The organism is Streptomyces sp. NPDC058371 (assembly GCF_042723265.1).
Classification (GTDB): domain Bacteria; phylum Actinomycetota; class Actinomycetes; order Streptomycetales; family Streptomycetaceae; genus Streptomyces.
Map to the genome: position 1 here is coordinate 83,509 of NZ_JBHXJC010000002.1, position 22,944 is coordinate 106,452.

At 69.8% G+C, this 22,944-nt stretch carries 14 protein-coding genes; 7 read left to right on the forward strand and 7 right to left on the reverse strand.

The window, feature by feature from the left end; genetic code table 11:
- Window positions 1-216 precede the first annotated feature (216 nt).
- The 4 genes from ACFWM2_RS07955 to ACFWM2_RS07970 form a co-directional block, all read right to left on the reverse strand.
- On the reverse strand, window positions 217-1,299 hold the full coding sequence (locus ACFWM2_RS07955) for a Gfo/Idh/MocA family protein (RefSeq protein ID WP_383274453.1): 1,083 nt from the start codon (window positions 1,297-1,299) through the stop codon (window positions 217-219).
- Complete coding sequence (locus ACFWM2_RS07960; protein WP_383274456.1) at window positions 1,284-1,961, reverse strand: ThuA domain-containing protein; 678 nt, start codon at window positions 1,959-1,961, stop codon at window positions 1,284-1,286. Before ACFWM2_RS07960 ends, ACFWM2_RS07955 begins: the two co-directional genes overlap by 16 nt.
- Complete coding sequence (locus ACFWM2_RS07965; protein WP_383274459.1) at window positions 1,958-3,241, reverse strand: enolase C-terminal domain-like protein; 1,284 nt, start codon at window positions 3,239-3,241, stop codon at window positions 1,958-1,960. Before ACFWM2_RS07965 ends, ACFWM2_RS07960 begins: the two co-directional genes overlap by 4 nt.
- Window positions 3,242-3,470: 229 nt before the next feature.
- Window positions 3,471-4,256: an IclR family transcriptional regulator gene (locus ACFWM2_RS07970; protein WP_383274462.1), complete on the reverse strand. Its 786-nt coding sequence runs from the start codon at window positions 4,254-4,256 to the stop codon at window positions 3,471-3,473.
- A gap of 159 nt (window positions 4,257-4,415) precedes the next feature.
- Here ACFWM2_RS07970 and ACFWM2_RS07975 point away from each other — a divergent pair, with 159 nt between their 5' ends.
- From ACFWM2_RS07975 to ACFWM2_RS08000, 6 genes are all read left to right on the forward strand, one after another.
- On the forward strand, window positions 4,416-5,804 hold the full coding sequence (locus tag ACFWM2_RS07975) for an ABC transporter substrate-binding protein (RefSeq protein WP_383274465.1): 1,389 nt from the start codon (window positions 4,416-4,418) through the stop codon (window positions 5,802-5,804).
- Window positions 5,801-6,796 carry a carbohydrate ABC transporter permease gene (locus ACFWM2_RS07980; protein ID WP_383274469.1) on the forward strand — a complete coding sequence of 332 codons (996 nt, stop codon included), beginning with the start codon at window positions 5,801-5,803 and terminating at the stop codon, window positions 6,794-6,796. Before ACFWM2_RS07975 ends, ACFWM2_RS07980 begins: the two co-directional genes overlap by 4 nt.
- Complete coding sequence (locus ACFWM2_RS07985; protein ID WP_383274472.1) at window positions 6,793-7,683, forward strand: carbohydrate ABC transporter permease; 891 nt, start codon at window positions 6,793-6,795, stop codon at window positions 7,681-7,683. The genes ACFWM2_RS07980 and ACFWM2_RS07985 overlap by 4 nt, the downstream gene beginning before the upstream one ends.
- The gene (locus ACFWM2_RS07990; RefSeq protein WP_383274475.1) at window positions 7,683-8,531 is read left to right on the forward strand and encodes an NAD-dependent epimerase/dehydratase family protein; all 849 of its coding nucleotides are present in this window, start codon (window positions 7,683-7,685) and stop codon (window positions 8,529-8,531) included. Before ACFWM2_RS07985 ends, ACFWM2_RS07990 begins: the two co-directional genes overlap by 1 nt.
- An 8-nt stretch (window positions 8,532-8,539) precedes the next feature.
- Entirely contained in the window at window positions 8,540-9,661 is a 1,122-nt protein-coding gene (locus ACFWM2_RS07995; protein WP_383274478.1) for a glycoside hydrolase family 99 protein, read from the forward strand.
- An 81-nt stretch (window positions 9,662-9,742) separates the two neighbouring features.
- Window positions 9,743-12,541, forward strand: a complete 2,799-nt coding sequence (locus tag ACFWM2_RS08000) for a SpoIIE family protein phosphatase (RefSeq protein WP_383274481.1) — start codon at window positions 9,743-9,745, stop codon at window positions 12,539-12,541.
- Window positions 12,542-12,638: 97 nt separating this feature from the next.
- Here the strand turns inward: ACFWM2_RS08000 and ACFWM2_RS08005 are convergent, their stop codons facing one another.
- Together ACFWM2_RS08005 and ACFWM2_RS08010 are read right to left on the reverse strand one after the other, a co-directional pair.
- Window positions 12,639-14,279, reverse strand: coding sequence for an MFS transporter (locus ACFWM2_RS08005; RefSeq protein WP_383274484.1), 1,641 nt, complete (start codon window positions 14,277-14,279; stop codon window positions 12,639-12,641).
- A gap of 202 nt (window positions 14,280-14,481) precedes the next feature.
- Window positions 14,482-18,777, reverse strand: coding sequence for a discoidin domain-containing protein (locus ACFWM2_RS08010; RefSeq protein WP_383274487.1), 4,296 nt, complete (start codon window positions 18,775-18,777; stop codon window positions 14,482-14,484).
- Window positions 18,778-19,075: 298 nt separating this feature from the next.
- Between ACFWM2_RS08010 and ACFWM2_RS08015 the strand changes: the two genes are divergently transcribed.
- Window positions 19,076-20,551 carry a short-chain fatty acid transporter gene (locus tag ACFWM2_RS08015; protein WP_383274490.1) on the forward strand — a complete coding sequence of 492 codons (1,476 nt, stop codon included), beginning with the start codon at window positions 19,076-19,078 and terminating at the stop codon, window positions 20,549-20,551.
- A gap of 37 nt (window positions 20,552-20,588) precedes the next feature.
- Here the strand turns inward: ACFWM2_RS08015 and ACFWM2_RS08020 are convergent, their stop codons facing one another.
- Complete coding sequence (locus ACFWM2_RS08020; protein ID WP_383274493.1) at window positions 20,589-22,802, reverse strand: MMPL family transporter; 2,214 nt, start codon at window positions 22,800-22,802, stop codon at window positions 20,589-20,591.
- Between the last annotated feature and the right edge of the window lie 142 nt (window positions 22,803-22,944).

Sequence of the window (22,944 nt, forward strand, 5' to 3'; positions counted from 1 at the left end):
GTCCAGCCAGTTACCGCCATGTAAAACCATGTGTGTTATCAAGTCAACGCCTCGAACGTGTTCCTCCTTGTCGCAGATCGCGCCGCAACTGCACGGTTTTGTCAGGGGAATTGAATTCCAATACGGGAGCCCTTTGTCAATTAATTCGGTTGACGTCGGGAGCGGTAAAGGGCGGCAGGAAGAGCCGCCGCCTTCCTGCCGCCTGTCGGTGGGTGTCTAGGCCCTGCCCACGGCCTCGGGGCGTTCGCAGGTCGTGGCCACCGTGAGGCATCTGCCGCTGTGGGCCGCGTCCAGCAGGGTGAGCATCACGTCCAGTACGTGGTGGGCGAGTTCGGCGGACGCGCGGTGCGGGCGTCCCTCGGTCAGGGCGTCGGCCAGGTCGGCGAGTCCGGTACCGCGTCCGCCGCCCTGATACCCGGCGGACGCGGGCACGGCTTCCCAGCCCGACCCGCGGTGCACGGCGACGGGGCCCTCGAAGCCGTTCGGATCGGGGACGGAGAGCGAGCCCTCGGTGCCGTGGACCTCGATGCGGGGCAGCCGTGCCGCGTGGATGTCGAAGCTCATGACGAGGGTCGACAGGGCGCCGCCCGCATGTTCCAGGATGCCGGTGACGTGCGTATCGACCTCCACGGGGAAGCGTTCTCCCGCCCGGGGCCCGCTGCCGATCTCGCGTTCGGCGCGGGGCCGGGACGCGGCGCCGGTGACGCGGACGACCGGGCCCAGCAGATGGACGAGAGCGGACAGGTAGTAGGGGCCCATGTCGAGGAGCGGGCCGCCGCCGGGGCGGTAGTAGAACTCGGGGTCGGGGTGCCAGCGTTCGTGCCCCGCGGTGGTCATGAACGCGGTCGCCGCCACCGGCCTGCCGATGAGCCCGTCGTCGACCGCCTTGCGGGCGGTCTGGGTGCCGGTCCCGAGCACGGTGTCCGGGGCGCAGCCCACCCGCAGTCCGCCCGCGCGGGCAGCGGCCAGGATCGAGGCGGCCTCCTCGCGGGTGGCGGCGAGCGGCTTCTCGCCGTAGACGTGCTTGCCCATCGACAGAGCGACGAGGGCGACGCCGGCATGGGCCGCCGGAACGGTGAGGTTGAGGACCGCGTCCACGTCCTCCCGGGCCGCGAGGTCGATCACGGACGCGGCGACGGACACCTCACCGGAGGCCCGTACGGCGGCCTCCTTCGCGCGGTCGGGGTCGAGGTCGGTGACGGCGGTGAGCCGTACGGTGTCGAGGCGGGCCAGCGTGTCCAGATAGGCCCCGCTGATCTTGCCCGCGCCGACCATGCCGATCCTCAGCGGCTCGCCCACAGCAGTCCCCTCTCGGTGAGCGCCCGCACCTCGGGCACGTCGAAGTCGTCCGGCTTGTGGCCGATGGCGGACACGAACACGCGGCCCGCGCCCCACGTCCTGGTCCACACGGCGGGCATGACCACGGCCCGGTCCCGTACGTCGTCGGGCGCGAAGGTCGTCGTCGCGAGCACGTCGATGAGCGGGTCGGTGGCCAGCCAGTACTGCTCGGTGTGCACGCGGAAGTCGCTCAGCCCGCGGACGACCGGGTGCTCGGCCCGCTCGGGCACAAGGTGCACGTCGTGATCGTGGAAACCCGGCGGATGCATCAGGAACTGGCCGCCGGTGAGGAGTTGGTAGCCGACGTCGCCGCGGAAGGAGTCGACGATGCCGCCGTGCCAGCCGGCGAGTCCGGTGCCCGCGCGCACGGCGGCGGCGAGGCCGTCGCTCTGCTCGCGGGTGATCTCGCCCATGGTCCAGCACTGCACGATCAGGTCCGTGGCCGCGAGGAGTTCGGCGTCCTCGTACACGTCGAGGGACTCGGAGGTCTCGACGGTGTGGCCCTGGTCCTTGAGGAAGGGCAGGAAAAGGTCGGTGACGGCGAGCGGCTGGTGGCCTTCCCAGCCGCCTCGGACGACGAGCGCCCTTCGCGGTGTGTCGTGCGGTCGCAGTGCGTCGTTCACGGTCGTTGTACGCTCCCGTCGGTGTTGCGCAGCAGGGCCCAGCGGTCGTGTCGGAGAGGTTCGGGCACGGGATGCCGGCGGGCCGCCGCCTCGTCGAAGTCGACGCCGTGGCCCGGCACTTCGGGCGGCAGGAGGAGGCCGCCGCGGGGGACGACCGTGCCGGGGAAGACCTCGGCGACGGGTGGCTTGAACGTGGCCGCCTCCTGGACCCCGAAGGCGTGGCTGGAGACGTCCAGGGCGAGCGTCGCGGCCTGTGCGACGGGGCTGACGTCAGCCGGTCCGTGCGGCGCGAGGCGTACGCCGCGCAGTTCGCAGAGGGCGGCGATCTTGCGGGCGGGGGTGAGACCGCCGAGCGTCGGGATCCGCAGCCGCGCGAAGTCGATGTCGGGTCCGCCGAGAAGCGCCGTGAACTGGGCCGTGTCGCTGAAGAGTTCTCCGACGGCGAGGGGCACCGGGGACACCGCGTGCAGGCGGGCGAAGTGCCCCGCGTCCTCGGGCGCGAGGAGGTCCTCGACGAAGTAGAGGCCGGCGTCCTCGACGCGCCGCAGGAAGTCGCGGGCCTGACGCGGGTCCAGCCTTTCGTGCACGTCGTGCAGCAACTCGACCTCGTCGCCGACGAGTTCACGCACCCGGGTGAGGATCCTCGGGACGGTGCGCAGATACGCCGCCGAGTCCCAGGGCACACGGCGGGCCCGTGCGGCCTCGGGGTCGACGGCCGCCGCGCCGGTGCCGTAGGTGTCGGCGCCGGGTACGGCGGCCTGGATCCGGACGTGCCGGAATCCGCGCTCCCGGGCCGCGGCGACCTTCTCGGCGATCTCACGCTCGTCGACGCCGTCGACATGCGTGTAGGCCTCGGCGCCGGTGCGCACCCGGCCGCCGAACAGCGAGTACAGGGGCGCCCCGAGACGCTTGGCCTTGAGGTCCCACAGGGCGACGTCGACTCCGCCGAGGGCGTTGCCGGTGACCGAACCGCCGCGCCAGTAGGCGCTGTTGAGGAGCAGGCGGTGGATGTCCTCGATGTCGTCGGGGTCGCGTCCAATGAGCATCGGGGCGAGGTAGTCGTCCAGGACCGAGCGGACCGCGAGGGTGCGCTGCGGATCGCTGGCGCAGCCGAGGCCGTAGAGCCCGGGCTCGTTGGTCTCGACGCGCACGACGAGGTGAGGGCAGCCGTGCGGGGCTGTCAGGAACGTGCGTACGGCAGTGATGCGGACCTTGGCGCCGCGCTCCTCGACCCAGGGGGCCGGGGCGAGGACGGGCGTGCGGGCATCAGCCTGAACCATGCGAACTCCCGCGTACAGATAGCAGAATGACGTACTGCCATCGGAACGTAAGGAGCGCGCTCCACGTTTGTCAACGGCCCTACCAAATGTGACATCCGGTGGGCCGGAGCGCCAGACCCCCGACCGGACGGAGCGCTCCGGGGCAGGTTCACAGAGCCCCGTCGTCCGCCCGGTGCGGCGAGAGGGCGCGCCAGGTGTCGCGGGGCGGAACGGACTTCGCGGACACGCCCTAGCGCTGCCCGATCCGCTTCAGCAGGGTGCGCAGCGAGTGCGCCGCCTCGGTCACCGCCTGGGCGACCTCCTCCCGGCGCGCGTCGTCCATCCTGCTGCGCGGCGCCGAGCAGCTGATGGCATCACCGCCGTCCGGAGCGGTGCCGAGCGCGACGGCCACGCACCGGATGTCCACCGCGTTCTCCCCGTCGTCGACGGCCCACCCGCGCAGCCGGGTCTCGGCGAGCTGGGCGAGCAGGGCGTCCGGGTCGACGACCGTGTCCGGGGTCAGCCGCTCCAGCGGCCAGTCCAGCCGGCGCTGCACCTCGGCCGAGTCGTACTGGGACAGCACCGCCTTGCCGAGGGCGGTGGCATGGGCGGGCAGCCTGCGCCCCACCGCCGAGTACATGCGCAAGGCGTGCCGCGACTCGCGTTTGGCCAGGTAGACGATCTTCGTACCGTCGAGTCTGCCGAGGTGGACGGCCTCGCCCGTCTCCTCCGCGAGGGCGTCGAGCACGGGCCCGGCGAGGCTGGTGACGTCGTCGCCCTCCAGATAGGCGGTGCCCGTCAACAGAGCTTTGAGACCGAGGCTGTAGCGGGTGCCGGACGAGTCGACGTCGACCCAGCGGCGCGCCTCCATCGTGCGCAGGATGGCGTGCAGGCTGCTCTTCGGCACCGACATGGCGTTCGCCATCTCGGCGAGCGAGAGCCGGGCCCCGTCCCGCCCGAGGAGTTCGAGCACTTCGAGCACCCGAGCTGCGGATTTGACCTCTTCGACCTTGCGCCCGCGCGCTGTCGTCGTCACCGATTCCACTGGCCCTCCGCCTCCCCACCCCGGCGCCCCACGGCTGACCGGTCAACACCTCGTCGCAGCATGCGTCTTGACGCTATATCACGACGACTCTAAGTTCAGTCACTCCAACGCTATTCGGTCTTCTGAACGCTCGACCCTAGGTAGGGGCTCATGCGTAAACCTTTTGCACGAAAAGCGCGGATTGTCGCAGGGGCCCTGGCCGCGGCGCTCTCCCTCACCTCCCTCACCGCCTGCGGCGGCTCCTCGGGCTCCGGGGACTCCAAGTCGCTGGAGATGTGGACTTTCAAGCAGTCCCATGTGAGCGCGCTGCGGGCCGCCGCCAAGGAGTTCAAGAAGGAAACCGGCATCTCGGTCGCCATCGAGGCGTACACGCCCGACGACGCGTACACGACCAAGGTGCAGAGCGCCGCGAAGACCGGTGACCTGCCGGACCTTCTCGAGGTGCACTCGGACGGCGAGGACCGGGTCCTCGGCGCGGCCGGGGTCGTCTCCGACATCAGCTCCGACTTCACGGGCGCCTGGGCGGCACGCATCCAGGAGGCGGTCCACGACTCCGGGCTCGTCACGGACCCGCGCTACAAGAACTCCCTCAACAACGAGGCCAAGGACCACGGCGTCAAGAAGGGCGCCCGCTACAGCGTGCCTCTCACGGTCGGCACCTTCGGCATCGTCTACGGCAACAAGAAGGTGCTCGCCGACGCCGGCATCACCAAGGCCCCGGCGAACTGGCAGGAGTTCCTCGGCGCGCTCAAGGCGACCAAGGCGAAGGACCCGAAGAACGGCGGCCTCTCGCTCGGTCTGAAGGTGCCGGCCACCGGGCTGACCTGGGTGCTCCAGCCGCTGGCCTTCGCCCAGTTGGGACAGCAGAAATACGAGAAGCTGTGGGGCAAGGACCAGTCCGCCGACTTCGGCTCCGCCGACGGCGTCAAGGTCCTGTCGATGTACGACCAGCTCACCCCCTACTGGATGCCCGGCTCGCAGACCCTGACGATCGACCAGGCCGACCAGGCGTTCGCCCAGGGCAAGTCCGCCTTCGACGTGGGCGGCACCTTCACGCTCGCGTATCTGAAGCAGAACGGCATGAACCCCGACGACGTGCTCGCCTTCGGCCTGCCGGCGCCCGCGGACGGCGCCGTACCCGACCGGGCCCTCGGCCCGCTCGCGCTGACCGGCGTCAGCGTCACCTCGACGAGCAAGCAGCCCGGCAACGCCAAGAAATGGATGGAGTTCCTCTCCCAGCAGGACGTCGCCGCGCGGTTCGCCAAGAACGCCACCGACCTGCCCGCGACGGAACTGGGCGCGGACTCGGCCACCGTCCTCGGCCCCACGCTCAGCGCCCTGGTCGACAGCTTCAAGGGCACCCCCGACACCACGTACGACCCCAGCCGCGGCGACGAGTTCCGCCCGATCGGCTACGAGCAGGACGATGCCGGGGCGATCCTCGCGGACCTCAGCCCGCTGAACCAGCAGTCGGTCCAGCAGACCGCGCAGAAGCTCCGCAAGCTCGACCAGTCGTACTGGAAAGCGGCAGGCCAGTGACCACCGCTCCCCGGCAGGCCGCGCGTGAGGCGGTGAAGGAACGCGGCGGCGGGCGGCCGGTGACGGCCATGGCCGCTCCCCCGCCGCGCCGCCGGTGGCGCGGGTACGAGGCCCTCTCCGGGTATCTGTTCGTCGCTCCGGCCGTGCTGCTGTTCGCGGTGATGGGCCTGTACACGGTGGGCTACGGCTTCGCGCTGTCCTTCGCCACCTGGAACGGCTTCAGCCCGAACTGGACCTGGGTCGGCCTCGACAACTACGCGGATCTGCTGTGGCGCGACCCGATCTACGCGCCCCGGGTGCGGCACGCCGCCCTCAACACCCTCTGGGTGATGCTCGCCTCGCCCGCGCTCACGGTCCTGGTGTCGTTCCCGCTGGCCGTGCTGCTGGGCCAGGTCAAGCGGTTCCAGGGCGTGCTGCGGTCCGTGTACTTCCTGCCGTACGTCACCAGCGGCATCGCGGTCTTCTTCGCCTGGCAGTACATCCTGCAGCCGGACGGCGCCATCAACGCGCTGCTCGACAGCCTCGGCCTGGGCTCGCTCCAGCAGCCCCAGGGCTGGCTCGGCAATCCGTCCACCGCCATGCCGACGATGATCGTAGTGACGGTGTGGACCCATGTCCCGGTGGCGATGCTCCTGTATCTGACCGGACTCCAGGGCATTGACCGCAGCCTCCTGGAGGCCGCCCAGCTGGACGGCGCGGGATGGTGGCGCACCAACGCCTCGGTCGTCTGGCCCCTGCTGCGGCCCATCACCGCCATCGTGCTGCTGCTGAACCTGCGCGAATCCCTCCAGGGCTTCCAGACCTTCCTGGTCATGACCTACGGCGGGCCTGGCGACCACACGAACGTCCTGGGCCTGGAGGCCTACCGCCTCGCCTTCCTCAAGAACCTCTCGCCCACGCTCGGCCTGGCCAGCGCGCTCGGCTGGATCCTCTTCGCCGCCGCGCTCGTCCTGGCCCTGATCAATCTTCGAGCGCTGCGGAGCAAGACATGACAACGATTTCACTGAGCCGCGCCGGCGTCCGGCCACCGGGCGGCGGCCGCACCCGCAAGGCGGCGGCCCGGAAGGTCGTCGCCCGCACCGTCGTCGGCGTGCTGCTCGGGGCGTACGGGCTGGTCAGCATCTATCCGTTCCTGTGGATGGTGTCGGCCGCGTTCAAGGACCAGGTCGAAGTCGTACGCGGCGGGCACCTCATTCCGGACAACCCGACGTTCCAGACCTTCACCGACACCTGGAACAAGCTGCACTTCTTCGACTTCTTCCTGAACAGCCTGCTGGTGACCGGGTACACGGTGGTCCTCACCCTGGTGATCTACGCGGCCGCCGGATACGCCTTCGCGGTCCTGCGCTTCCCGGGGCGCGGATTCCTGCAGAAGCTCTTCGTGTCGCTGTTGTTCGTGCCGGGCATCACGGTGATGCTGCCGATCGTGCTCCTGGAGAACAGGATGGGCATCCTCGGCACGCACTGGGGTCTCGTCCTGCCCTTCGTCAACGGCGGCGCCCCGCTGTCGATCCTGCTGATGACCGGCGCCTTCATGGCCGTGCCCGGGGAGCTGCGGGACTCGGCGCGCGTCGACGGCGCCGGCGAGCTGCGCATCTTCACCCGGGTGTATCTGCCGCTCGCCCGGCCCGCGTTGATCACCGTCGGGCTGCTCACCGCGATCCCCACGTGGAACGAGTTCCTGCTCACGCGCGTGTCCCTCAACGACCCGTCGGCGTACACGCTCCCCCTCGGCCTGCAGACGCTGTCCGCGGAGAACGTGCCGCACTACAACAACCTGATGGCGGGCGCCCTGATCGTCGTGATTCCCGTGATCCTGCTCTTCCTCGGCCTCCAGCGGTACTTCGTCAACGGACTGGTCGGGGCGGTGAAGGTCTGATGCGCGTCCTGGTCACCGGGGCCGCGGGCCACATCGGACAGCACGTCCTCGCCGAGCTGTTCGCCGCGTCGTACGACGTCGTGGCCACCGACCTCGTGCCGTTCGACGCGCCCCGGGCCGAGCGCGTGCACATCGGGGACCTCCAGGACGCCGACCTCGTGCGCAAGGCGGTGGACGGGGTGGACGCCGTCGTCCACCTCGGGGCGATCCCGCACCCCAACATGGACGACCACAGCGCCCTGTTCGCGACCAACTGCCTTACTGCGCACCGGGTTCTCGACGAGGCGGGCCGCGCCGGTGTCCGCCGGATCGTGGCCGCCTCCAGCCTGGCGGCGGTCGGGCTCGCCTGGTCACCCGTCCCCGTCTCGCCGCTGTACGTCCCGCTGGACGAGGAGCACCCCTCGCTCCTGCGCGATCCCTACGGCCTTTCGAAGGCGGTGCTCGAGGAGACGGCCCGCAGCATGCACCGCCGCTGGGGCACCGATCTCGTCTGTCTGCGCTTCCCGTTCACCGGCAGCGGCGACCGGCTGCGCCGCCAGCTCGCCGACGTGGCGGCCGACCCGGGCGTCCACCGGCACGACCTGTGGGGCTGGCTCGACACCCGTGACGCCGCGGCCGTGGTGCGCCGGGGTCTTGAGGCGGACTTCACGGGCTGTCACGTCCTCCATGTCACCGCCGCCGACACCTCCTCCCCGCTGCCGTCCGCGGAGTTGATGGACCGCTACCACCCGGGCGTACCGGCCTTCTCGGCGCTGCCCGGGCGCACCTCCCTGTTCGACACGACGGCCTGCGCCGAGCTGCTCGGATTCGTTCCGCGGTTCGGCCGGCCCGGCAACCAAGGAGAGTGACGACGACCATGTCCCGACACCTGGGCTCGTTTTCCCGAAGAAGGCTCCTCGTCGGCGGAGCGGCCACCGGGGCCGCCGCGCTGATCGGCAGCACGGCGACCCCCGCCGCGGCACGACCCGAGGACGTCCCCGCGAAGCTGCGGCCCAAGGGCGTCTCCGCGAATGCGCACATCTTCTACTACCCCTGGTACGGCTCACCGGAGGTGTACGGCGAGTGGCGCCACTGGCAGCAGGGCGAGCTCACGCCGCCCGAGACCCTCAGCTCCAACTACTACCCGGTGCTCGGCGCGTACGACTCCGGTGATCTGCGCGGCGCGGTCGCCCGGCACATGCGCTGGCTGCGGCAGGCCCGTACCGGCGTGCTCGTCAGCAGCTGGTGGGGACAGGGCAGTTACGAGGACCGGATGGCGCCGGTCGTGCTGGACGCGGCCGCCGCCGAGGGGCTCCAGGTCGCCTGGCACATCGAGCCGTACCAGGGCCGCGACGCCGCGTCCGTCGTCGCTGACATCCGCTACCTGACCGAGCGGCACGGCGACCATCCCGCCTTCCACCGCGCCGCCGGGCACGGCGACCGCTGCGCCTACTACGTGTTCAACAGCCTGCTCACCGTCGACTGGTCCGCACTGCACGAGGTCGACGACATCGCCCTCGTCATGGCACAGACCTGGGACGAGTCCCGCATCGGCGACTTCGGCGGGGTCTACACCTACGACGCCATCGCGACCGCCAACCGGCCCGACTGGACCGGGGTCGCCGCGTTCTGCGCCGAGCGCGGCATGGTGTGGGCGCCGTCGCTCGGTCCCGGCTACCTGGACGACCGGGCGGTCCCGGGCAACACGACCCCGACCCTCGACCGCGCGGACGGCCGCACCTACGACCTGGAATGGGAGTACGCGCTGGCCAGCGGGCACGAAGACGCACCGCCCGACTGGGTGAGCATCACCTCGTTCAACGAATGGCACGAGGGGACCCAGATCGAGCCCGCGACGGCCCGGACGCCCGGGACCCTCGACTATCTCTCCTACGAGGGCGCGTACGGCAGACGGGGTGCCCGCGCCGAAACCGCTTACCTGGACCGGACCGCCCGGTGGGTGGCCCGCTTCGAGGCCGCACGCGCCGCCCGCGGCTGACGCCCGCCCGGCCACCCCGGCCGCTGTCACAGCGGGCGCCGCCCCTCGCCTCCCGGCGCCGGGCAGTGTAGACATGGGCACATGGTCCGACTATTGGGTCGATCCTGGGCTCAGTCGACCCGCTGTCTCAGCGGTCTGCGCGCGCAGCGCAGGCGGGAGCGCGCGCGCCGAGGGCACGAGCAGCGAGGACAGCGGACACCGCACCGAGCGCTCGGTCAGGGGGCGCGCGAGGGCGGGCCCGGACGGCGGGGCGCCGGGCTGCGGTCGGCCCTGAGCGGACGCAGTGTCGCCGGCCAGGTGTTCGTGCTGCAAGTGGCGATCGTGCTGCTGCTGGTCGTGGCCGCGGTCGTGGCCCTGGTGCTGCAGGTGCAGCACGACAGCACGCAGGAGGCCCGCAACCGCTCGCTCGCGGTCGCCGAGACGTTCGCCAACGCGCCGGGAACCCGGGAAGCGTTGCAGGTCTCCGATCCCACCGCCGTGCTGCAGCCGCGGGCCGAAGCCGCCCGCAAGGCGTCGAAGGTCGACTTCATCGTCGTCATGAACACCGACGGGATCCGCTACACCCACCCCAAGCCGGACCGGATCGGCAAGAAGTTCGTCGGAAACATCGCCCCCGCGCTGGCCGGGCGCCCCCTCACCGAGGAGATCACGGGAACGATCGGTCCCCTGGTGCAGGCCGTGGTGCCCATCAAGGATCCCGACGGGAAGGTCGTGGGGCTGGTGTCGGCCGGTGTCACGACCGCGCACGTGGGCGGTGTCGCGAACCGCCAGCTGCCGCTTCTGCTGGCCGCCGCGGCGGCCGCGCTCGCCCTGGCCACCGGCGGAACGGCGCTCGTGAGCAGACGGCTGCTGCGCCAGACCCGCGGCCTCGGCCCGTACGAGATGACCCGGATGTACGAACACCACGACGCGGTGCTGCACGCCGTCCGGGAGGGCGTGATCATCATCAGCGGCGAGGGGCGGCTGCTGCTCGCCAACGACGAGGCACACCGTCTGCTCGACCTGCCCGAGCACGCGGACGGACGGCACGTCCTCGAACTGGGCCTCGACGCGGAGACCGCCGAGCTGCTGGCCTCGGGACGCGTCGCCACGGACGAGGTGCACCTGGTCGGCGACCGGCTGCTGGCCATCAACCAGCGGCCCACGGACCTCCAGGGCGGGCCGTCCGGCAGCGTCGCGACGCTGCGTGACTCGACCGAACTGCGTGCACTGTCCGGCCGGGCCGAAGTGGCACGCGAACGGCTCAAGCTGCTGTACGACGCCGGTGTGGGCATCGGGACGAGCCTGGACGTGACCCGTACCGCCGAGGAACTGGCGGAGGTGGCCGTGCCCCGCTTCGCGGACTTCGCCACCGTGGACCTGGTCGCCGCGGTCCTGAGCGGCGAGGAGCCGGAGTCGGTCGCCGACCTGCGCCGGGCGGCATCCATCGGCATCCGCAAGGACGCGCCGCTCTACCCGGTGGGCCAGGAGATCACCTTCGTCGCCTCCTCGCCCCAGGCCCGCAGCCTCCACACCGGTCAGGCCCTCGTCGAGCCCGATCTCAGCAAGGCCCCGGGCTGGCTGGCCCAGGACCTGGAGCGGTCCGCCCAGGTGGTGGACTACGGAATCCACTCGCTGATCACCGTCCCGCTGCGGGTCGGGAACCTGGTCCTGGGCGTGGTCAACTTCTGGCGCTCCGAGAAGCCCGAGCCCTTCGACGTGGAGGAGGTGGCCCTCGCCGAAGAACTGGTCGCCCGCGCCGCGGTCTCCATCGACAACGCGCGCCGCTACACGCGCGAGCACAGCATGGCCGTGACGCTGCAGCGCAGTCTGCTCCCGCGCAACCTGCCCGCGCAGAGCGCCCTGGACATCGCCTACCGCTACCTTCCGGCGCAGGCCGGGGTGGGCGGCGACTGGTTCGACGTACTGCCGCTGTCCGGGGCCCGGGTCGCCCTCGTGGTGGGCGACGTCGTCGGTCACGGGCTGCACGCCGCGGCCACGATGGGGCGGCTGCGCACCGCGGTCCACAACTTCTCGGCGCTGGACCTGCCGCCCGACGAGCTCCTCTCGCTCCTGGACGAGCTGGTCGGCCGCATCGACCAGGACGAGTCGACGGAGGACACCAGCGCCACGATCACCGGCGCGACCTGCCTGTACGCCGTGTACGACCCGACCTCGCGGCAGTGCACCGTCGCCCGCGCGGGTCATCCGGTGCCCGCGGTGGTCCGTCCCGACGGCAGCGTCGACTTCCCCGAGGTGCCCGCCGGTCCGCCGCTGGGGCTCGGGGGCCTGCCGTTCGAGACGGCGGATCTGGAGCTGGCGGAGGGCAGCAGGCTGGTGCTGTACACCGACGGGCTCGTCGAGGACCGGGAGCGCGACATCGACGTCGGCCTCGAACTGCTGCGCGGCGCCCTGGCCGGGGCCGACCGGTCGCCGGAGGACACCTGCCGGGCCGTACTGGAGGCCCTGCTGCCGGCCCGGCAGAGCGACGACATCGCGCTGATCGTCGCCCGCACGCACGCCCTGGGTGCGGACCGGGTCGCCGAGTGGGACGTGCGCTCCGACCCGGCCGCCGTCGGCGAGGTGCGCGCCTCGGTCACCCGGCAGCTGGCCGAGTGGGGACTGGACGACATGGACTTCACCACGGAGCTGATCCTCAGCGAGCTGGTCACCAACGCGATCCGGTACGGCGCAGCCCCCATCCATGTGCGCGTGCTGCGCGACCGCAGCCTGATCTGCGAGGTGTACGACAGCAGCAACACGTCGCCCCATCTGCGGTACGCGGCCAGCACCGACGAGGGCGGACGCGGGCTGTTCCTGGTCGCCCAGATCGCCGAGCGCTGGGGCACTCGCTACACCCCCGCGGGCAAGGTCATCTGGGCCGAGCAGCCGCTGCCCTGAGGGGGCGCGACGCGTCTCGCGGCGGGCGGTGTGCCGGATCGCCCTGACAGGCTCAGTACAGCCGTACGGCAGGCCCGGGCAGGGCAGAGCCGCACGATCAGGGCCGACCTGGTTCCTCAGCCGGCGGCGATGTCCCGGCAGACCCTGCGACCTGTCCGGACGCGTCCCCCGCAGGCTCCGCGGACGCCTCGCCTCCCGGCACCAGCGGAACTCCGCCCTGGAGGCGCTTCAGGTCGTCGGCACGTACCTGGATGACGAACAGGGCGATCACCGCCGCCACGATGGCGAAGATCGCCGCGACGACGAACGCGCTCGAGATACCCGACGTCAGCACCTGGTCGTTCCAGGGCGAGGGGAGCCGGCCGGTTCTGCGGAACTCGAGCCGCTGCGCCGGGGTGGCCTGCCCCAGGAAGTCCCGGATCTGGTGGGTGGCCTCGTCGCGGCTGGCCGTGCCGAAGACGGTGACCAGCACGGACAGACCGAGTGAACCGCCCACCTGCTGCGTGGCGTTGAGGATCCCCGAGGCCGCTCCCGCCTCCTGCGGAGCCACTCCCGACACCGCCATCAGCGTCAGTGACACGAACTGCAGGCCCATGCCGAAACCGAAGACCAGGATGGGGCCGAGGATGCTGCCCAGATACGAGCTGTGGACGTCGGTCAACGTCAGCCAGCCGAGCCCCACCGCGGCGAGGATCGCGCCCACCGCCATGAAGGGTTTGGGGCCCCACTTGGGCAGCAGTTGCGAAGCGAAGCCCGCTCCCATCGCGATGATCACGCTCACCGGCAGGAAGGCCAGACCGGCCCGCAGCGGGCTGAAGCCCAGGATGTTCTGCACGAACAGGGTCAGGAAGAAGAACATCCCGAACATCGCCGCGGCCAGCATCAGCATCATGCCGTAGACGCCGGCGCGGTTGCGGTCGCGGAACATCCACAGCGGCGTGATGGGCTGCTTCGACCTGCGCTCCACGATGATGAACAGGGCGAGGAACACCACGGCCGCCGCGAACGCACCGATGGTCACGGTGTCGCTCCAGCCGTCCTCCGAGGCACGGATGAAGCCGTAGACGAGCAGCACCATGCCGAGCGTGGAGGTCAGCGCGCCCAAGAGGTCGAAATGGCCCGGGTGGCGCTCGGACTCCCGGATGTAGCGGGGAGTGGCGAGCACGATCAGCAGGCCGATGGGCACGTTGACGAAGAGGACCCAGCGCCAGTCGAGCCACTCCACGAGCAGCCCGCCCGCGAGCAGCCCGATCGCGCTGCCGCCCGCCGAGACGGCGGCGAACACGCCGAACGCCCGGTTGCGCTCGGGGCCTTCACGGAAGGTCGTGGTGATCAGCGACAGGGCGGTGGGCGAGGCGATGGCACCGCCGACGCCCTGCAGGGCGCGGGCCGCGAGCAAGTGCCAGGACTCCTGCGAGAGTCCGCCGAGCAGGGAGGCGAACACGAAGAGCAGGACGCCGAAGATGAAGACCCGGCGCCGGCCGAGGATGTCACCCAGCCGTCCGCCGAGCAGCAGCAGGCCGCCGAAGGTCAGAGTGTAGGCGTTGACCACCCAGGACAGGGACTCGGTCGAGAAGCCGAGCGAGGTCTGGATGTGCGGCAGGGCGATGTTCACGATGGTGATGTCCAGGACCACCATCAGCTGGCACGAGGCGATGACGAGGAGTGCGATACCACTGCCTCTGCCCCGCTGCGGGGAGTCGGCAGTGTCCGGGGTCGTCACGGGAGCACCTGTCATGAGATCGCCCTGCGTCGCAGGGGACGGCAGTGAACACAGGCGTTCACTACGCACCACGCTAAGCCGGGTGGCCCGGCCCCACCAATCGATCATGGCGGACTGCCGGTCGGCGGTGCCGGGGGCACGACCCGACGCCGCGTGGCCCGGGTGGCGGGACACGATCCCGCCACCCGGGCCTGCCGGCCTCGGCGCACCCGGTGCGCTACGGCAGGTTGTTGATCTTGAATGTGGACGTCGTGTTCTTCACGTCCTGTGCGTTGTCGCTCATCTTCAGGTTGTGGAAGGTGACTTCACCGACGGCGGGGCCCTGCCCGGCCTCCGGCATCTCGTTGGCCCACAGGCCGAACCCGGACTTCGCGTCGTAGGCGTCACCGCTCTTGTGCGCTCCGGTGATCGTCACGTCCGTGAGGATGGTGTCCTTGATCGGGAACTGTGGCTGTCCTCCCACGTAGTTGGTCTGGAACATGATGCCGCTGTACGTCGGATCGACGATGTCGACGTTGTTGATACGGATCCCCTGGAAGACCTTGGACGCGGAGAACAACCAGATGCCCGGGAAGGTCTGCGCTCCCCAGAAGTGACCGCCCGCGCGGACGATCGAGATGTTCTCCAAGGTCGTCGGATCCGTGCCGAAGCCGTTCATCGGGTAGCCGAAGTCCAGTGAACTCACGGTGATGCCCGAGTAGACGAGCGTGTCGGCGATGTGGATGTTGCGGAAGGTGTTGTTGAAGCCGCCGTAGACGGCGATGCCCGCCGCGCGCCACGTCAGGATCGACGTGAGGTTCTCGTACACGTTGTTCTTCTCGTCGGCCCCGCCCGCGTCGATGGCGGAGAACAGCGCGAAGCTGTCGTCGCCGGTCGCCCGCGCCTCGTTGTTGACGACGTGGTTGTCCGTGCTGCCGTTGGTCATGTTGATGCCGTCGGCGAACATGTCGCGGATCCGCGAGTTCTTGATGGTGATGCTGTCGGTGTTGGCGCCCCAGTAGAGGCACACCATGTGCTCGTTCCAGATGTTGTCGATGGTGATGTCGGAGACGTTGGAGAAGTCGAACACCTTGCCTGGCCCGTCGATACGGGAGGTGTAGTTGCCGAAGTAGGCGAAGTTCGAGAACGACGACCCCTTGGCGGCGGCCTCGGCCCGGAAGCCGATGTCGGTGTTCTCCTGTGACGACGGGGCGTGGAAGCGGGTGAACCAGGGACCGGCGCCGACGACCTGGACCGGCTTGCCGTACACCTGGAACTTGCTCGACGTCTCGTAGTCACCGGCCGGCAGGTAGACGCCGACGAGCTTGCCCGTCGTGTCCATGCGCACCTTGTCGAGCGCGTTCTGCACGTCCTGCTGGCCGAATCCGGTCGGCACCACGTACGTCGCCGGGTCCGGGTTGGGCACCGCCGTCGCCTGCTCCAGGCTCACGAAGTCGATCGCGTACTTGGAGTCGTTGGCGGCGTCCTTCTGGAGGCGGATCTTGCTGCCGGCCGGTACGGTCTGGCCGAGCATCAGGTTCGCCTCGTCGTAGATGTGCCGCGGGGAACCCGATCCCGGGGAGTTGCCCGGCCCGGTCTCCGCGCCGTACAGCCAGGCGTACTTGGACGTCAGGTCGATGGCCTTGAGGAACTTGCCGTCGACGTAGACGTTCAGGGTCGAGTTCGTACCGCCGCCACCCGCGGAGTCCGGGATGGAGAACCGGGTCACCAGGGTGTTGGCGCTGGCCTTGGTGGTCCACTCCACGTAGTTGCCGGTGCTGTTGAGCGTGACGGCCTTGCGGCCCGAGGCCTCGCCTGCGACGTCACCGATGGTCCGGTTGGGTCCGACGGTCTGGGCGCCGCCGCCCGCGGTGCCGTCCTCGGCCTCGTACATGTCGTACGGCATGTTGGCGCCGCGGCCCACGAACAGGGACTGCGAGCTGGTGTTGTTCTCGCGCTTGACCGGCAGTTCGTTCGCGTCGTCCGCGATGACGGTCTTCACGGTGAACTTGCCCTTGCCCGCGGTCCAGGTGCCGAGCTTGACCGGCGCGGTGGTGTCACCCGCCGCAATGGCACCGTCGTACGCGCCCGTGAGGGTCTTGACGGTCGTACCGGACGCGTCGGCCACGGTCAGCGTGATGCCGTGGCTGCCGCTCGCTGAGGCCACCGTGCCCTGGTTCTTCAGCGCGACGGAGAAGGTGACCGTGTTGCCCTCGGCAGGAGTGCTCGGCGACCAGCTGACCGGCGAGGCCACCAGGTCGGAGCTGGCGACGGGCTTGATGACGAGGGAGGTGGGGCTGGTGTAGGAGTTGTTGCCCTCGTTCTGTTCGATGACCTTGTTGCTCGGGTCCACGACGGCACCGACCTGGTAGGTCCCCGCGTCGTGGGTGCCGATGTCGGCGGTGACCGTGGCCGAGGCTCCGGCCGCCAGTGTGCCGACGGCGGCGGTGCCCGCCTTCTTGCCGCCGAGCTGGAAATCGACGTCGGTGGCGTCCGACGCTTCCGTGCCCGAGTTGCGCACGGTCGCGGTCAGCTTCACGGCGTCCGACTCGACGGGACTGGCCGGGGCCGAGGTGATACCGGTGATCTGGAGGTCCGGATTCGGGGCGGGCGTGCCCAGAACCTGGAATTCGGCGACCTGCCCGGCGGACGCGCCCGAGTTGGCGGTGAACACCAGCTGGACGTCCGCGATCCGGCTCGACACGGGGATGCGCACGGTGTTGCCGCTCGCCGGGTCGAACGTGTAGTCCTTCGCGGCGACCAGGCCGGTGAACGCGGTGGCCTTCTGCTCGCGTCCGAGAACCTGGATCTTCTGCGTCCGGGTCGCCCAGGCGGCGTCCGGGTTGAGCTTGACGACGACGGTGTTGACGTCGGCGTTGGAGCCGAGCTTCACGGTGAGGCTGTTCGGGTAGGTCCCCGAGCCGCCTTCCCAATAGGTGCTCGTCTTGTCGTCGTTGGCGTTCTCCGCCACGAACGTGAAGATCGTGGACGACGCCGTGATGGGCTTGCCCACGGCGAGGTTCGCGTCGTCGGTGGTGGAGCCGTTGCGGGTGACGGTGTTGCTGTTCGCCGACACGTTGCCCGCCGCGTCCTTGGCCCGCACGTAGTACGTGACCGTCGCCGACGCCGGCTGCGGGTCGGTGTACGTCGTGGTGGTGCCGTCGACGCTCTTGCGCAGGGTGCCGTTGGCGTAGAGGTCGTAGCCGGTGACCTTCACGTTGTCGGTCGAGGCGCCCCAGGTGAGCTTGACCTGTCCGCTGGTGGCCTCGGTGAAGGCCAGAGAGGAGGGTGCGGTCGGCGCCTGGGTGTCGCCGGAGTCGCCCTTGCGGGTGACGGTGTTGCTGTTCGCCGACACGTTGCCCGCCGCGTCCTTGGCCCGGACGTAGTAGGCGACGGTCGCCGAGGCGGGCTGGGTGTCCGTGTACGTCGTGACGTCGTCGGCGACGGAGGTCCGCAGCTCACCGTTGGCGTAGATGTCGTAGCCGGTGACCTTGACGTTGTCGGTGGCGGCCTTCCAGGTCAGCTTGATCTGGCCGGATGCCGGCTCCGTGTACGCCAGTTCGGTGGGCGCGGTCGGCGCCTGCGTGTCGCCGGTGGTCGGCCCGTACACCTCCAGCTCCGACAACTGCCCGGCCGGCTGGCCGGTGTTGGCCGTGACGAGAACTCGGACGTACCGCGTGGTCGTCGCGTTGAACGTCAGGGTCTGCGTCTGGTCGTTCGCCGAGTTGAAGGCGTAGCCCTTGGAGGCGGTGATGTCGCTGAAGTCCGAACCGCTCGTGCTGCCCTGGAGCTTGAGCGTCTGGGTGCGATCCCCCCAGCTCGCCGGCAGCCGCAGCACCACCCGGTCGACCCGCACGGACGAGCCCAGGTCGACCTGGACCCACTGCGGGAGCTCACCGTTCTTGCTCTCCCAGTAGCTGGCGCGGTTGCCGTCACCGGCGTTCGCCGCCACATAGGTCTGGGTGGAGCTGCTCGCCGTGAACGGTTTGCCCGCGGCCAGGTTCCCCGAGGTGTCGGTCGCGCCGTGGACCTCCACCTCGGACAGCTGAGCGGCGGCCCAGCCGGTGTTCGCGGTGACGTTGATCCGCACATAGCGGGTCTGGGTGGCCGGGAACGAGATGGTCACCGTGTTGCTCGCGCTCGGCGTGAAGGCGTACGACGCCGAGGTCTTGATGGTGTCGAAGCTCGTGCCGTCGGCGCTGCCCTGCACCGCCAGGGTCTGACTGCGGCTCTCCCAGGACGCGGGCAGCTTCAGCACCACCTCGTCCACCCGGGCGGAGGCGCCGAGGTCCGCCTGCACCCACTGGGGGAAGTTCGTCCCCGAACTCTCCCAGTACGTACCGGCGTTGCCGTCCGTGATGTTGGGGGCGCCGTACTCGGCCTTGGAACTGGCGGCCGTGGCGCTCTTGCCCGCGGCGAGGTTCGGGCCGCCGGCCGCCGTCGCGGTCTCGGTCAGCGCGGGGAGCCCTATGAGGGCGAGCGCCGCGGTGAGCAGAGCGGCCAGAAAACGGCCTCTCCAGCGATGTCTGTTCATGCTTCTCCTGCCCTTGAAGGGGGGTCGCGTGGATGCGTGACAGGTACGAGAGAGTCATGGGTCGAGTTTTTGCGCTCAGTTGTTGCAGAGTTGCATGGTGATGTTGCTCAGTCCACAGTCTGTGCAGAGATAGTTGCTCGTCACTGTTGGCCGGGAGGCACGGGGCGGCGCTGTCGCGCATGAGACCGCGGGCACCGGATGGTTCACATGCATTGCGCTCGGGCTCCGGACGGCCCATGATCCTCAGCACCGCACACCCGGAACCCGAGGTTCAGTCACCACCCCTGGGAGGCAGCAGATGTCCACGGCGGCCCGGCAGAAACCGGACCCGACACAGAGCGGGGACAACTGGCTGGCGCGGATGGCGCTGCGCTTCACGGCCTTCACCGAGAAGTGGCTGCCCGACGCGCTGGGCTTCGTACTGGTGGGCACGTTCGCGGTGTTCGCGCTGGGCCTCGCGACCGGCGAGAAGCTGCTCGGCGCCCCGTCCGACCCCGCGGCGACCAGTGGCTACGGCCTCGTCGACGCCTGGGGGCAGGGCTTCTGGTCGCTCATCACCTTCACGCTCCAGATGGCGATGATCATCGTCGCGGGCTATGCCGTAGCCGTGTCCCCACCGGTGGGCCGGCTCATCGCCCGCATCGCGCGCGTTCCGGGCACACCCCGTGGTGCCATCGCCTTCACCGCGGCCGTCGCCATGCTGACGTCGTATCTGAACTGGGCCTTCAGCCTCATCTTCACGGCCATCCTCGCCAAGGAGATCGCCCGCCGGGTCCAGGGGGTGGACTACCGGGCGCTCGGCGCGATGGCGTTCCTCGGCCTCGGCACGGTATGGGCCCAGGGCCTGTCGGGCTCGGCGGCGCTCCAGGTGGCGAGCCCCGCCTCCAGCCCTCCCGCCGTCCAGAAGGTCATCGCGGAGGGACGCGGCAGCGGTCTCATCCCGCTGACCGACACCATCTTCCTGTGGCAGGGCATCGTCGCCACGGCCATCGTGTTCGTCGTCGCCGTCGGGCTGGCCTGGTTCCTGTCGCCTTCGCCCCAACGCGCCAAGACCGCCCAGCAGTTGGGGATCGAGCTGGGTCCCGGTGTCGCCGAGGACCGCACCGAGACGCGGCGCAGCCGGCCCGGCGAGTGGATCGAGTACAGTCCGCTCTTCGCGATCCTGCTGTTCGCCCTCGGTGCGTGGTACCTGGCCCGGCACTTCGCCCGGGCCGAGGGCAACGCGCTCAACGCCCTGGACCTGAACACCGTCAACCTGATCCTCATCCTGCTGGCGCTGATCCTGCACTGGCGGCCGGTGCGGCTCGCTCAGGCCTTCAAGGAGGGGACACCGGCCGCGTCCGGTGTACTGCTCCAATTCCCGCTCTACGGCGGCATTTTCGGGATGATCGCCTTCACCGGCCTGAGCAAGACCATCGCCGGCTGGCTGGTCTCGGTGTCCAACGAGTTCTTCTATCCGGCGTTCATCGCCGTCTACAGCTGCGTCCTGGGCGTGTTCGTGCCCAGCGGCGGCAGCAAGTGGGTCATCGAGGCGCCGTACGTCCTGGACGCCGCCAACCAACTCCATGTGAACCAGGGCTGGGTGGTCGTCGTCTACGACCTCGGCGAGGCCAGCGCGAATCTGCTCCAGCCGTTCTGGATGCTGCCCACGCTGACCATCCTGGGGCTGAAGGCGCGGGACATCATGGGGTACACCTTCGCCATGTTCCTGGTGCTGTTCCCCCTGGTGCTGGTCCTCGTCACGCTGCTAGCCCGCACGCTCGCCTTCCCCTGACCGGGGCGGGCGCGAGCGGGTGACGCCGCGGGCGTGCTCAGCGGACGGCTGTCCGCTCGTCCGCGGGCGGGGTGGACTCGGCTCCGCCCACCTGGTGCTGAAGGCGGTCACCCTCGATGTCCAGGTCGGGGACGTACTTGTCGAACCACCTCGGGTGGTACCAGATCTTCGCGCGGATGATCGCCATGAACGCGGGCACCAGCGTGAGCCGGACCACGAAGGCGTCCAGGAGGACACCGACGGCGAAGCTGAAGCCGATCGCCTTGACGGTCGGGTCGTCGGTGAACATGAAGGCCACGAAGATGCTGAACATGATCAGCGCGGCCGCGGTCACCACGCGCGCGGAGAGGCCTGTGCCGCGTTCCACGGCTTTGAGGGCGTCCCCGTTCTTGGTGAAGTCCTCCTTGATGCGGGAGACGACGAACACCTCGTAGTCGCTGGAGAGACCGAAGATGATCGCGAGCATCAGGATCGGCAGGAAGCTGATGGTCTCGCTCGGCGGGATGCCGAACAGCCGCTCGCCCCAACCCCACTGGAACACCGCGACCTGCGCGCCGAAGGCCGCGAACACCGACAGCAGGAAACCGATGATCGACTTGATCGGGATCAGGATCGTCCGGAACGCCAGCGTCAGGAGGATGAACGCCAGGCCGACCACGACGGCCAGGAACACCGGCAGCGCCGAGGAGAGTTTGCTCGACACGTCGATGTTGGAGGCGGTGGTGCCTCCCACCAGGATCGTGGCACCCGTGTCCCCCGCGACCGTGGACCGCTCGTCCCGGATCCGGTTCACGAGGTGGGTGGTGTCCTGGTCGTTGGGGCCGGTGGTGGGGATCACCCGGATGACGGCGACGTCGTTGCCGGCCGCCATCGGTGCGGCGGACACCACGCCGGGGATCTTGGCCAGTGCGGCGGTGATCGGGGCCGCCGCGTCGGCATCGGGGACCCCGTCGGCGACGACCAGGAGCGCGGCGTTGAAGCCCGGCCCGAAGTTGTCGGTGGTCAGGTCGTAGGCCTTGCGCGCGGTGTTCTTCTTCGGCTGCGAGGATCCGCTGGGCAGTCCCAGTTCCATCTTGGTCGAGGGCACGGCGAGCGCGAGAAGGACGGCGATCCCGGCGATCAGGAGCGGCACTCTGAAGCGCACCACGAACCGTGCCCAGGCGGAGCCGAACGTGCGCTCCGGCTCGGTCGCGGCGATCTGGGCGACGTTCTCGTGGTGGCCCGGGCGCAGCGGCGTACTGATGAACCTCGCCACCTTGTTCCCGGCGAAGCCCAGCATCGCGGGCATCAGGGTCAGTGCGATCAGCAGGGCCACCAGCACCGCGCCCGCGGCGGCTAGTCCCATCACCGTCAGGAAGGGGATCCCGACCACGGAGAGCCCGCACAGCGCGATCATCACCGTCAGCGCGGCGAAGACCACCGAGCTGCCCGAAGTGCCGGCGGCCAGCGCCACCGAGTCCTCGATGCTCATGCCGGTGAGCAGGTTGTTGCGGTGCCGGGCCAGGATGAACAGCCCGTAGTCGATGCCGCAGGAGAGACCGAGCATCGTCGCCACGGTCGTCGAGGTCGAGGCGATGGTCATGACGGATGCCAGCGCACTGATGCTCATCAGGGTGACGACGATGCCGATGATCGCGGTGAGGATCGGCAGTCCGGCGGCGACCAGCGCACCGAAGGTGATGGTCAGGATCACGAAGGCGACCAGGATGCCGACCATCTCCGGCAACTCGGAGATCTTCAACTCCCAGCCGGGATAGACGCTGCCGGAGTACTCGACCTCCACACCGGCGTCCTGCGCGGGGACGACGGCTGCCTTCACCGCGTCCAGCGTCGATGACTTCACGTCGCTCGGCTGAGCGTTGAACTGCACCGACCCGAGAGCGACATGGCCGTTCTTGGAGACGGACTTGGACTGGAAGGGGTCGGTGACGAGGCCCACCTGCGGCACCGTCTTCAGGATCTTGACCGCGGCCTCGATGCCGGCCTGGTAGGACGGGTCGGTGACCTTGGTGCTCCCGTGGGTCGCGAACACGATCTGGGTCTGGCCACCGCTCAGCGCAGGCAGCTTCTTCTTGAGCACATTGGTGGCCTGCTGCGACTCGGTTCCGGGGACCGTGAAGGTGTTGTCGGTCTTGCCACCGCCCACGACCGAGAGGGTGATCGCCACGGCGGCGGCGAGGATCCACACGGCGAGCACCGTACGCCGACGTCGGAACGCCCAGCGGGCGAGGCGGAACAAGTAGACGGACACGAGGTCTCCCGGACTGATTGGATCAGCCGTCGGCCGATGGCGGGCAGCCCAGAGTGCGCTGTCCCCCCACTGTCGGACCGCCGTGGGCGGGCCGCGAGAAGAGTGGGCCGTTCGAGTGACGACGGCCGGGCCGGCAGACCCT

What these genes read in the sequence shown, in the direction of transcription:
- ACFWM2_RS07965 (WP_383274459.1), bottom strand. Translation starts at nt 3,241, where the DNA reads ATGGTTCAGGCTGATGCCCGCACGCCCGTCCTCGCCCCGGCCCCCTGG.
- ACFWM2_RS07975 (WP_383274465.1), top strand. Translation starts at nt 4,416, where the DNA reads ATGCGTAAACCTTTTGCACGAAAAGCGCGGATTGTCGCAGGGGCCCTG.
- ACFWM2_RS07985 (WP_383274472.1), top strand. Translation starts at nt 6,793, where the DNA reads ATGACAACGATTTCACTGAGCCGCGCCGGCGTCCGGCCACCGGGCGGC.
- ACFWM2_RS07990 (WP_383274475.1), top strand. Translation starts at nt 7,683, where the DNA reads ATGCGCGTCCTGGTCACCGGGGCCGCGGGCCACATCGGACAGCACGTC.
- ACFWM2_RS07995 (WP_383274478.1), top strand. Translation starts at nt 8,540, where the DNA reads ATGTCCCGACACCTGGGCTCGTTTTCCCGAAGAAGGCTCCTCGTCGGC.
- ACFWM2_RS08000 (WP_383274481.1), top strand. Translation starts at nt 9,743, where the DNA reads ATGGTCCGACTATTGGGTCGATCCTGGGCTCAGTCGACCCGCTGTCTC.
- ACFWM2_RS08005 (WP_383274484.1), bottom strand. Translation starts at nt 14,279, where the DNA reads ATGACAGGTGCTCCCGTGACGACCCCGGACACTGCCGACTCCCCGCAG.
- ACFWM2_RS08010 (WP_383274487.1), bottom strand. Translation starts at nt 18,777, where the DNA reads ATGAACAGACATCGCTGGAGAGGCCGTTTTCTGGCCGCTCTGCTCACC.
- ACFWM2_RS08015 (WP_383274490.1), top strand. Translation starts at nt 19,076, where the DNA reads ATGTCCACGGCGGCCCGGCAGAAACCGGACCCGACACAGAGCGGGGAC.